We start from the raw sequence: 11,635 nt of genomic DNA on the forward strand, positions 1-11,635 counted from the left end.
TCGTGTCCGTATCGTCGTCGGCGACATCGAGCGTGTCCACCGCGAGTTTCGATCTGCTCGCCCCCCTGCCCGAGGGCACCACCGTCCTCGAAGCCAGTGCCGGTACGGGCAAGACCTACGCCATCGTCGGACTCGCGACGCGTTTCGTGGCCGAGGGTGTGGTCGACCTGTCCCAGCTTCTGCTGGTGACCTTCAGCCGTGCCGCAACCCAGGAACTGCGCGAACGTACCCGTAACCGGTTTGCGGAGGTGGCGACTGCTCTCGCGGACCCGGACACGGCCCGGGGGAGCGCCGATCCGCTGATCCGCTACCTCGCCGCCGACGACGTCCACGACCGCCGCGCGCGACTGCGTCAGGCGTTGTCGGATTTCGACGCGGGCACCATCTCCACCACGCACGGATTCTGTCAGAGGATGCTCGGTGAACTGGGTATCGCCGGTGAACGCGAGCCGGACGTCACGGTGGTCGAGAACGTCGACGACCTCACCGCCGAGGTGGTCACCGATCTGTACCTGCGCCGCTACGGGCGGAGCGAGGCACCGATCCGTTTTGCGGAGGCGAAGACCGCAGCACGCGCCGCGATCTTCGATCCCCAATCCGAACTGGCTCCCGAGGGCGCCGACGGCACTCCCGCGGGCGAGCGGGTGGACTTCGCGCGCGAGGTGCGGAGCGAGGTCGAGCACCGTAAACGGCGTATGGGGTTGCGTGACTTCGACGACCAACTCGCTCTCCTGCACCGCGTTCTGCTCGACCCCGACCACGGCGAGGACGCGTGTCGCCGTGTGCGCGACCGGTTCGGTGTCGTGTTGATCGACGAGTTCCAGGACACCGACCCCAAGCAATGGGAGATCCTGCGGCGGGCGTTCCACGGGCACTGCCGGCTCGTGCTCGTGGGCGACCCCAAGCAGGCGATCTATGCCTTCCGCGGCGCGGAAGTACTGAGTTACCTCGACGCAGTGTCCTCGTCGGACGCGCATTGCGAGCTGACCACCAACTGGCGCAGCGACGCCGACCTGGTGGCAGCGTGCGAGTACGTGTACGGCGGTGCGGCGCTGGGAGATCCGCGAATCGTCGCGAACCGCGTCGATGCCGCACAACCCAGATCCCGGATGACCGGTCTCGCCCCGATACGGCTGAGGCATCTGCCGCGTGCCGGCGCGGGCCCCCTCAACGACTGGGGATTCCCCAGGAACCTGGACGGGCTCCGGGCGCGTGTCGCCCAGGATGTCGCGGCAGATATCGTCAAGATCCTCGACAACGACGACGTCACAGTCGATCTCGGCCGTGGTCCGGAGCGTGTCGAGCCGGCTCACATCGCGGTGTTGCTGCGCAAGCACAAGCAGGTGTCCCTCGTCCACGACGCACTCGTGGCCGCCGGCGTGCCGTGCGTACTGGCCGGGGGGACGAGTGTGTTCTCCACCTCGGCGGCCAGGGAGTGGTTGTGGGTGCTCTACGCGCTGGAGCAGCCGCACCGGGCCGATCGCGTCCGGCTCGCGGCACTGACCCCGCTGCTCGGGCGCACCGTGTCCGACGTCGACGAACGCGGCGACGAACTGGTCGCCGAAATCGGCGGCTTGTTGCGCGAGTTGTCCGCGGTGTACATCCGATCGGGTTTCTCCGCGGTATTCGAACGCATCGGAGCGTACGGTGCGCTCGAGGCGCGACTGCTCGAGGAGCCGTCGGGCGAACGCCGGCTCACCGACTTACGGCACGTCGCACAGTTGCTCGAACATGCGGCGGCCGGTCAATCACTCGGTCTCGCGGCACTGACGCGGTGGCTCGAAGACAGGATCAACGACCCCGACGGCGGGTCGGCCGACCGCATCCGTCGTCTCGACAGCGACGCCGCTGCCGTGCAGATCCTGACCGTGCACGGCAGCAAGGGCCTGGAGTTCCCGGTCGTCTACGTTCCGTACGGCTGGGACGCCGCGAAGAATCCCGAGCCCGACAGACTCCTGCTCCACGAGAACGGACGTCGCATCCTCGACGTGGGCGGCAAAGGCAGTCCCGGCTACGCGGAACGCAAGCGCACGCACGACGAGGAAGAGGCCGGTGAAGAACTGCGACTGCTGTATGTCGCGGTCACCCGGGCGAAATGTCAGCTCACGCTCTCCTGGGCGCCGTCGACTCCCACGTCGCGCTCACCGCTGCACCGGTTGCTGTTCGCCCGCGAACCGGGCTCACCGGAGTTGGCCGCGGAGGGTCGAGTGCCCCACGACGAAGCGATGGCGGAGGAGTTCCACAGGTGGGCTGCCCCGGCGGGCGGACTGATCGCCGTCGAACCCGTGGGACAGTTCCCGATTCCCCACCTCACCTGGTCGGCGCCCCGGGAAGAATACGGCCGCCTCGCCGCGGCGAAGTTCGATCGGGTGATCGACGAAACATGGCGTCGCACATCCTATTCGGCGCTCACCGCCGCAGCGCACGACGAGCCGGGTGTGGGCAGCGAGGTGGAACAGCCGGAGAAGGACGACGAGCCGGAAGAGGCTCCGCTCGTCGCCGCGGACACCGCCACCGAGGCAACAGTCGCGGGTATTCCGTCCCCGATGAACCATCTCCCCGGCGGCACGGTGTTCGGCACCCTGGTGCACGCGGTGCTCGAAGTCGTCGATACCTCGGCTGCCGACCTGGAAGCCGAACTTCGTGCCTGCTGCCGGGAGGTCGTCGCGCAACGGTTGTCGCAGATCGACGCCGACGAACTGGCCGGCGCGTTGCTCCCGGTGCTGCGCACCCCGCTCGGCCCGCTCGGCCGGACCCTCGCCGACTTCCGTCCCGCCGACAGGCTCGCGGAACTGGATTTCGAATTGCCGTTGACCGGCGGTGACACCCCGGCGCCGATCACGGTCACGCTCGAGGGCGTGGCGAGCCTGATGCGCCGGCACCTCGCCCCCGGTGATCCGATGCTGCCGTATGCCGATGCGGTGCGACACCTCGAGCCGGTGCCGCTGCGGGGCTACCTCACCGGCAGTATCGACGCGGTATTGCGCACCTCCGAATCCCGTTTCGTCATAGTGGATTACAAGACCAACCGTCTCGCGCGGGTCGATGAACTGACCACCGCGCACTACACCCGTGAGGCGATGGCCGCCGAGATGATCCGTGCGCACTACCCGATGCAAGCCCTGCTGTACGCGGTGGCACTGCATCGATACCTGCGCTGGCGTCTGCCGGGATACGACCCCGAGGTGCATCTCGGCGGGGTGCAGTACCTGTTCGTCCGGGGGATGGCCGGCCCGGAAAGCCCACCCGGCAGCGGTGTCTTCGACTGGCAGCCTCCGGCCGCCCTCGTCGCCGATCTGTCGGACCTGCTCGCCGGAAAGGCCGTGTCGTGACAGATGCGCGAATAGCCCAGCGCGGCAAAGGCGCCCTCCGGACGTTCAACGAGGCGGGCGCCCTCGCCGCCGCGGACGTGCACGTCGCCGTGCGCCTCGCCACCCTCGGCGGGGAAACGGACACAGACGTGCATCTCGCTACCGCACTCGCGGTCCGCGCGGTGCGTGCCGGTTCCGTATGCCTCGACCTGACCCGCCTGCGTGATGTCACCGTGGAGGAGGACGAAAACGGGAACCCCCTGGTCGCTCCCGAAGACCTCCCGTGGCCGCGAGACGAGGACGTCCTCGCCGCCCTGCGCCGCAGCCCGCTCGTCGTGGGCGGCGGCCCGGGCGCACTGCGCCCACTGCGTCTGGTCGAGACCGCCGACGGGCCGCTGCTGTACCTCGACCGGTACTTCCGGCAGGAGCAAACGATCCGGCGGGTTCTGGCCGAGCGTGAAGGCCGCTTCCCCGAGGTAGACGAGGAGCAACTCCGTTCCGCTCTCACGAACCTGTTCCGGGACCAGGCGGACCCGTCGCTTCCCGCTCCTGCCCCCGATCGGCAGCGTATCGCCGCCGCGCTCGCGGCCACCCATCTGACGACGGTGATCGCGGGTGGCCCGGGCACAGGCAAGACCCACACGGTCGCACGCATCCTCGCGTTGCTCACCACACTCCACGGGCGCGACCTGCGAATCGGCCTCGCCGCTCCCACCGGAAAGGCCGCGGCCCGCCTGCAGGAATCGGTGCGCGAGCAGGAAACCGAGCTGAAACTTCCTCCGGACCTCACGGCGATGACCCTGCACCGGATGCTCGGATGGCAACGCGGCCGCACCCGCTTCCGCTATCACGGCGGCAACCACCTGCCGTACGACGTGATCGTGGTCGACGAGACGTCGATGGTGTCGCTGACGATGATGTGCCGCCTGCTCGAAGCGGTACGTCCCGACACGCGGCTGGTGCTGGTGGGCGATCCCGATCAGCTCGCGTCCGTCGATGCCGGTGCGGTGCTCGCCGACCTGGTCGGCCGGCCCATCACCGGCACGCTCAACCCGGTGTTCGAGCGTGCGGTCCCGCACGACCTCGCCGTCCCGCGCGATCTTGCCGCCCCCGGAGATCTGGCGGAGCGCGGGCTGAGCGTCAGGGAACACGCACGGTTGCGCGGCGGTGTGGTGCGCCTGAGCCGGGGACGACGCTTCGGCGGCGCAATCGCAGAGTTGGCGACAGCGGTCCGGCAGGGCGACGGCGACAAGGTCATGCAGATCCTCGGGAGCGGCAGCCCCGAGGTGTCGTTCGTGAGCCCGTCGGATCTCACCGCACTCCGGGCCGACGTGGTCCGGTCGGCCGAGGAGGTGACGGCGGCAGCAGAGCGCGGCGACGTCGCCGCAGCACTCGAGCGGTTCGAGAGCCACCGGTTGCTGTGTGCGCACCGCGACGGTCCGGCGGGTGTGAAACGGTGGGCACGCCAGGCCACCGAATGGATCGGGGCCGCCACCGGACGCTATCTCGATCCGGAACGCTGGTATCCAGGACAGCCGTTGCTCGTCACGGCGAACGACCACGACATGCGCATCTACAACGGTGACACCGGCGTGGTCGTCCGGCGCGGAGACGAACTCGTCGCGGCTTTCGCGCGGGGGGAGGAGCCCTATCTGCTGCACCCCAGCCAGCTGTCCGCCGTGAACACGGTCTACGCGATGACGATTCACCGCAGCCAGGGCAGCCAGTACGGCACGGTGTCGGTGGTGTTGCCCGAAGCAAAGTCCGCGCTCCTCACCCGGGAACTGCTCTATACCGCGATCACCCGGGCGCGCGTCCACGTCCGGGTCATCGGTACCGAGGAATCGGTGCGCGCCGGCGTGGCACGGCAGGTGCTGCGAGCGAGCGGCCTACGTCGGGAAATCCCGGCGTAGTCGTCCCGCCCGGCTCCGGCGGTGCCATGCTCGTACAGGTGGACGGGGACACCGGAGCGGACACGGGCTGACGTGATGGAGTGGGCGGCGGCGGACGGTTACACGATCGGGCGGCTTCTGGTCACCCGCGGGCTCGCCGCGCTGTACCTGGTCGCATTCCTTGCCGCACTTCTGCAGTTCCGGGCGCTGATCGGTACGCGAGGACTGCTTCCGGTGCCCGACTACCTGGCCGCACGCAGTTTCAGGAGTTCGCCGAGTCTGTTCCATTTCCGGTACTCCGACCGTCTTTTCGCGACCCTCGCCACGGTCGGCGCGATCCTGGCGGCGCTCACGCTCGTCGGGTTCACCGAGCGGATGCCGTTGGTCGTGTGCATGGGCGTCTGGTTCGTGATGTGGGCGTTCTATCTGTCCATCGTCAATGTCGGCCAGGCGTGGTATTCGTTCGGCTGGGAGTCGCTGCTGCTCGAGGCGGGTGTGCTGGCGATCTTTCTCGGCAACGCCGACGTCGCACCGCCGTTTCTCGTGCTGATCCTCATGCGCTGGGTGCTGTTCCGGGTGGAGTTCGGGGCCGGGCTGATCAAGATGCGCGGCGATCCCTGCTGGCGCGATCTGACCTGCCTGTACTACCACCACGAGACACAGCCGATGCCCGGACCGCTGAGCCGCTGGTTCCATCTGCTGCCCCGGCCCGTGCACAAGGTCGAGGTGGCCGGAAATCACGTCACGCAACTGGTGGTTCCGTTCGCGCTGTTCCTCCCGCAGCCTGTGGCCGGAATCGCGGCCGCGGTGATGATCCTGACCCAGTTGTGGCTGGTGGCCAGCGGCAACTTCGCCTGGCTCAACTGGATCACCATCGTCCTGGCGTTCTCCGTACTGCCGGACGAGTTCTACGCCCGGTTCATCCCCGTGGAAACGGATTACCGGCCGACCCCGCTCCCGTTCACGGTGGCGGTGGTGGCCCTGACGGTGGTGACGGTGGTGCTCAGTTACCGCCCGGCCCGGAACCTCGCGTCGAAGCGGCAAGCGATGAACGCATCGTTCAATCAATGGCATTTCGTCAACGCCTACGGGGCCTTCGGGAGTATCACCCGGACCCGCCGTGAGGTGATCGTGGAGGGGACGGCGGACCGGGTGGACACGCCCGCTACCGAATGGCGGGAGTACGAGTTCAAGGGAAAACCGGGGGATGTGCGGCGGCGGCCCCGCCAATACGCTCCGTACCACCTCCGCCTCGACTGGCTGATGTGGTTCGCCGCGATCTCGCGGGACTACGCCGCTGTCTGGTTTCCCCGCTTCGTGCGCAAGCTACTCGAAAACGATCGGGATACTCTGAAGCTGCTGCGGCACAACCCGTTCCCTGATCAACCGCCGGTTCTTGTCCGGGCGCGGCTGTTCCGGTACCGCTACGCCACTCGAACGGAGCGCAGGGCGACCGGAGCGTGGTGGGTGCGCGAGCCCGTCGCAGACTTCATGATGCCGATGGCGTTGTCGGACATGCAGATGCCGTGACGGGACGGGATACGGTCCGCGCCGCGTGCCAGGAGACGACTGCGCTAGGAGGCGACCGCGTCCACGGCTTTCTTCAGTGCCGACGGCTGCGCGGGTGATGTGGGCGCCTTCTCCTTGCATTCGAGAAGTTCCGCCCCGATCTCCTGCAACGTCTTACGGCCGAGGCTCTCGCGTACCTGCGGGAACCACTCGTCCTCTTCTTCCTCGATGTGGTGCTCGACGTTCTCGATCAGCACGGTGGTCTTGGCATCGAAACGTTCGTCGTCGGGCGACATCGCAGCGAGTTCGGAGATGAGCACATCGGCGACGTGGTGTTCTTCGTACGACTCGAGGACGTCGTCCTCGAGGTCGGGGACGAGGTCACGAACCCGCGGATACAGCACCTCGTTCTCGATGTAGGTGTGGACCGTCAACGCTGTGATGATCTTGTCGACGATCGCGGATTTGGTCTTGACCGCGTTGTCGCCGGCGCTACGGAAATCGCGGAACAACTTCCGGATCTCCTTGTGGTCGTTCTTCAGGATGACGAGCGCATCGGTGGACATGGACACCTCGTAGGATCGGGCCCGCCGGCGGGTCGGCAGTGGCGCAGTACCGGCCGATATACCCGAGCTCGACTGGGCGCAAACACTTCCCACCGAGGCCGACCGGACGTCGCGGTGACGAGACCCGCGCTACAGCGACCAGTGGATGGTGACGTGCGTGCCCTGCGGGCTCGGGGTGATGACCACGTCGGTCGCAAGACCGCGTATCAAGGCAAGACCGTGGCCTCGCGAGCTGGGGGACCCGTCGGCGTCGTGCCAGCAACCGTGGTCTGCAACCCGGACCTCGAGAACATGATCGAGGGGCAGATATGTCGCCTCGAAGTCGAGGGAAGCGGACGCGTCACCGGGGTCGTATGCGTGTTCCACCGCGTTGGCCAAGGCTTCGTAGCTTGCCAGCACGACATCGTGCTTGCGGTCGTCGTCGACATCGAGCTGCTCGAGCCATTGCCGCACGGCACGACGGAGATCCGAGATGTAGGCGGGATCGGCGCGGACACCCCGGAAGAAGATCCCCCCGGACGCGAAGGATGCAGTGCCGTTGCTGTCCGTCAGCATCGGAGACCCACTCGGGCGGCGGACAGCGGTCCGGCTGCCGGCACACCGGGTTTCCCCTGCGTACACACTGCGAAGCCGGCTGATTCGGAGGCACTCTTGGGCAACTGCACGCAGCAGGCATACCCCACCGGATGCATGAATCCACATCCTGATGATCACGAAAGAAACATTGTTGTGACTCCGGTGATGATTTCCGTCGCCGTTCCGGGTCGTACTCCATGAATGGTGGCCACAGCGGACCACCGTCGACACCGAAGACAGACCGTCCGGGAAGGAAACACCATGCCCAAGATCACGCCGTGGTTGTGGTTCGACATGAATGCCGAGGACGCCGCACAGTTCTATACGACGGTGTTCCCCAACTCGCGGGTCGGAGAGATCACGTACTACGGGGAAGGGGCTCCGGTGCCCGAGGGCACGGTGATGTCCGTGGAGTTCGTCCTCGACGGCCAGGTGTTCTACGGGCTCAACGGCGGCCCACAGTTCCCCTTCAACGAGGGGGTGTCCTTCCAGATCGACTGTGCTTCCCAAGACGAGGTGGACCACTATTGGACCGCCCTGACGGCCGACGGCGGAAAAGAGTCGCAGTGTGGCTGGCTCTCGGACAAGTACGGATTGTCCTGGCAGGTCGTGCCGCAGCGGCTCGACGAACTGCTCGGCTCCTCCGACCGGGCCGCGGCCCAACGCGTGACCGACGCGTTGCTGACGATGCGGAAGATCGACGTGCCGACGCTCGAGGCCGCAGCGCGGGGATGAGACCCCGTAGGTGCCCGACCGCGCCTGCCCGGCGCGGTGCCGTGTAATTTTCGCGGTTATGCCCACACGCACGCAGCGCCTGGATGATTTGCCGTTCACCGGCAGGCACGGCCGTCTCCTCGCCGGTTCCGGCACCGGCTGGGCGCTCGACGCGATGGATGTCGGCCTGATCTCGTTCGTCATGGCCGCGCTCGCGGTGCAGTGGGATCTGTCGTCGACGCAGTTGTCCTGGATCGGGTCGATCGGCTTCGCCGGGATGGCCATCGGTGCGTCGGTGGGTGGACTGCTCGCCGACCGGATCGGCCGTCGTCAGGTGTTCGCGACGACTCTGCTCGTGTACGGGCTCGCGACCGGCGCGGCCGCGTTGTCGACCTCGGTGGCGATGCTCATCGCCCTCCGGTTCGTCGTGGGTCTGGGGCTGGGCGCCGAACTTCCGGTCGCCTCCACACTCGTCAGCGAATTCGCGCCCCGCAAGATCCGCGGCCGGGTGGTCGTCGCGCTCGAAGCGTTCTGGGCCGTGGGCTGGCTTCTCGCGGCGCTGATCGGGTACTTCGTCGTGCCGCTGAACGACGACGGGTGGAGGTGGGCGCTCGCTGTCGGCCTCGTGCCCGCAGCGTATGCGCTCGTCGTCCGGTTCGGGATGCCCGAATCGGTGCGGTTTCTCGAGAGCAAGGGCCGATACGACGAAGCCGAAGCGATCGTCCGTGACTACGAAGAGTCGGCCGGCCGCGCCACCACCACCCGGGATCCCGGAGTCTCGCCCCCGCCGGACTCCGGCGAACCCACCGCACCGACGGATACCGGCCGGGTCTCGATCTGGGCTCCGAACCTCCGCGCGCGCACCGGCGCGCTGTGGATCGTCTGGTTCGGCATCAATCTGTCGTACTACGGTGCGTTCATCTGGTTGCCGAGCCTGCTGGTCGCCCAAGGGTTCGACCTCGTGACCTCGTTCGGCTACACACTGATCATCACGCTGGCGCAGTTGCCCGGCTACGCCGTGGCCGCATGGCTGATCGAGGTGTGGGGACGGCGCGCAACCCTCGCGACCTTCCTCGCCGGTTCCGCAGTGGCGGCGGCACTGTTCGGTCTCGCCGAGACGCCGGGGACCGTCATCGCGGCAGGGATGGCGCTGTCATTCTTCAACCTCGGTGCGTGGGGCGCACTGTATGCGATCGGCCCGGAGCTGTATCCGACATCGGTCCGCGGCTCGGGCACAGGTTCGGCGGCCGCATTCGGCCGACTCGCATCGATCGTCGCGCCGCTGCTCGTGCCCCTGTTGCTCGACTCCGGCGGCAACGCATTGGTGTTCGGTGTATTCGCGGCGTCGTTCGTCGTGGCGGCATGTGCGGCGATCACACTTCCCGAAAAGGCCGGAACCGTTCTCGAATAGGGTTGCCCCGGTGCTCGTCTGCCGTGAGCGGACAAAGGCGCTGCCGCGGTGCCGGATCCGGCGAAGGTGGATCCATGACCATTCCACCGCCCCCACCGACCAACTACCGCGACCAGCTCGCCGACAGGCTCCTCCGTCAGCGCATCGTGCAGATCACCGGCGAAGTGAACGACGAGACGACCGAGCGTGTCTGCTCGGAGCTGGTCCTCCTTGCCTCCGCCGACGACCGCCGGGACATCGTCCTGCACATCAACTCACCCGGCGGGTCCGTGCACGCCGGGCTGGCGATCTACGACACGATGATGCTCGTGCCCAACGACGTGGCAACCGTCGCCGTGGGCTTCGCCGCCAGCATGGGCCAGGTCCTGCTGGCTGCCGGAACCAAGGGCAAACGGAGTGCACTGGCGCACAGCCGCATCATGATGCACCAGCCGTCGGCCGGATTTGCGGGCACTGCCGTCGATATCGAGATCCAGGCCGAGAACCTCGAATACATGAAGCGCCAGTCGCAGCAGATTCTCGCCGAGGCCACCGGCCGATCCGTGGAGGAGATCGAGCGGGACAGCGACCGGGACCGCTGGTTCACCCCGGATCAGGCACGTGAGTACGGGATCATCGACGCCGTCGCCGCGTCGTTCGCCGAACTCGCGCCGTTCGGCGCGGGCCGACCGATCGGACTGTCATGAGCACCTACACGATCCCCAGCGTCATCGAACGCACGCCGGCGGGGGAACGCTCGTTCGATGTCTTCAGCCGGCTCCTCAACGAGCGAATCGTTTTTCTGGGAACCGAAATCGACGACGGTGTCGCGAACGTCGTGATGGCGCAGCTGCTGCATCTCGAAGCCGAGACCCCCGATCTCGAGATCGGCCTGTACATCAATTCTCCGGGCGGATCGTCGACCGCGATGCTCGCGATCTACGACACCATGAAGTTCGTGCGGGCACGCGTCGCCACGTACTGCATGGGCCAGGCGGCTTCGGCGGCGGCGGTGCTTCTCTCCGCCGGCGCACCGGGACGACGGCACGTGCTCGCCCACTCCCGGGTGCTGCTGCACCAACCGTCGGCGCAAGGGCAGGGCACCATCTCCGATCTCGCACTGCAAGCCGCAGAAGTGATGCGCGTGCGGGCGCAGACCGAGAACATCCTTGCCGCGCATACCGGACGCGACGTGGAGCAACTGCGCCGAGACACCGACCGCGACCGCATCTTCTCGCCCGAGGAAGCCGTGTCGTACGGGCTGGCCGATCACGTCCTGCTCGAGCGGGACGGCTTCTAGTTCACGCCGCGCACAGTTCGATGCCGGCGCTCCGGGGCGCCCGGAGCGTGCGGTGCGCTGTCATCCGGCGGATCCCCCGGCCGAGCAACTGCTCTATCGGCAGTTCCAGCGCGTCACACACCGACCGAAGGATCTCCGACGATGCTTCCTTGCGGCCGCGCTCGACCTCCGACAGATACTGCTTCGACATGCCCACCGCCCGGGCTACATCGTCGAGGCTGCGATCCTGGTCGCGGCGCTCGTCACGCAGGATCTCGCCGTAGATCTGCCGGAGCAGTGCAGGTTGCGGCGCCTTGGCGCGCGGCTCGGGCCGCCGGGACGTGCGCGTGGCGCGGGCGGCGGCCAGATCGACGACCGAGTCCTGCTTCGGATCCATG

At 67.5% G+C, this 11,635-nt stretch carries 10 protein-coding genes; 7 read left to right on the plus strand and 3 right to left on the minus strand.

Annotated elements, in window-relative coordinates:
- Positions 1-2 precede the first annotated feature (2 nt).
- From HF877_RS12980 to HF877_RS12990, 3 genes are all read left to right on the plus strand, one after another.
- The gene (locus HF877_RS12980) at positions 3-3,332 is read left to right on the plus strand and encodes a UvrD-helicase domain-containing protein (RefSeq protein ID WP_346765142.1); all 3,330 of its coding nucleotides are present in this window, start codon (positions 3-5) and stop codon (positions 3,330-3,332) included.
- Positions 3,329-5,224, plus strand: coding sequence for an exodeoxyribonuclease V subunit alpha (recD, locus tag HF877_RS12985; RefSeq protein ID WP_169621578.1), 1,896 nt, complete (start codon positions 3,329-3,331; stop codon positions 5,222-5,224). Before HF877_RS12980 ends, recD begins: the two co-directional genes overlap by 4 nt.
- Before the next feature lie 75 nt (positions 5,225-5,299).
- A complete protein-coding gene (locus tag HF877_RS12990) occupies positions 5,300-6,733 on the plus strand; it encodes a lipase maturation factor family protein (protein ID WP_169621713.1) in 1,434 nt (477 codons plus the stop codon).
- A 44-nt stretch (positions 6,734-6,777) separates the two neighbouring features.
- On the opposite strand, the gene HF877_RS12995 is transcribed toward HF877_RS12990, so the two are convergent.
- Positions 6,778-7,278: a hemerythrin domain-containing protein gene (locus HF877_RS12995; protein ID WP_169621579.1), complete on the minus strand. Its 501-nt coding sequence runs from the start codon at positions 7,276-7,278 to the stop codon at positions 6,778-6,780.
- A gap of 129 nt (positions 7,279-7,407) precedes the next feature.
- On the minus strand, positions 7,408-7,833 hold the full coding sequence (locus HF877_RS13000; RefSeq protein ID WP_169621580.1) for an ATP-binding protein: 426 nt from the start codon (positions 7,831-7,833) through the stop codon (positions 7,408-7,410).
- 282 nt (positions 7,834-8,115) lie between these two features.
- On the opposite strand from HF877_RS13000, the gene HF877_RS13005 reads away from it, so the two are divergent.
- The 4 genes from HF877_RS13005 to HF877_RS13020 all read left to right on the plus strand — a co-directional run bounded on the left by HF877_RS13005 (position 8,116) and on the right by HF877_RS13020 (position 11,258).
- Positions 8,116-8,589 (plus strand): VOC family protein, encoded by a 474-nt coding sequence (locus tag HF877_RS13005; protein ID WP_169621581.1) that lies wholly within the window; start codon positions 8,116-8,118, stop codon positions 8,587-8,589.
- Positions 8,590-8,647: 58 nt separating this feature from the next.
- Entirely contained in the window at positions 8,648-9,979 is a 1,332-nt protein-coding gene (locus tag HF877_RS13010; RefSeq protein WP_169621582.1) for an MFS transporter, read from the plus strand.
- Positions 9,980-10,053: 74 nt separating this feature from the next.
- Positions 10,054-10,665, plus strand: a complete 612-nt coding sequence (locus HF877_RS13015; protein ID WP_169621583.1) for an ATP-dependent Clp protease proteolytic subunit — start codon at positions 10,054-10,056, stop codon at positions 10,663-10,665.
- A complete protein-coding gene (locus HF877_RS13020; protein WP_169621584.1) occupies positions 10,662-11,258 on the plus strand; it encodes an ATP-dependent Clp protease proteolytic subunit in 597 nt (198 codons plus the stop codon). Before HF877_RS13015 ends, HF877_RS13020 begins: the two co-directional genes overlap by 4 nt.
- 1 nt (position 11,259) lies before the next feature.
- Here the strand turns inward: HF877_RS13020 and HF877_RS13025 are convergent, their stop codons facing one another.
- Positions 11,260-11,634 carry a helix-turn-helix transcriptional regulator gene (locus tag HF877_RS13025; RefSeq protein WP_169621585.1) on the minus strand — a complete coding sequence of 125 codons (375 nt, stop codon included), beginning with the start codon at positions 11,632-11,634 and terminating at the stop codon, positions 11,260-11,262.
- Position 11,635 lies beyond the last annotated feature (1 nt).

The sequence above is a fragment of the Rhodococcus sp. BL-253-APC-6A1W genome, assembly GCF_012843405.1.
Lineage (GTDB): Bacteria > Actinomycetota > Actinomycetes > Mycobacteriales > Mycobacteriaceae > Rhodococcus.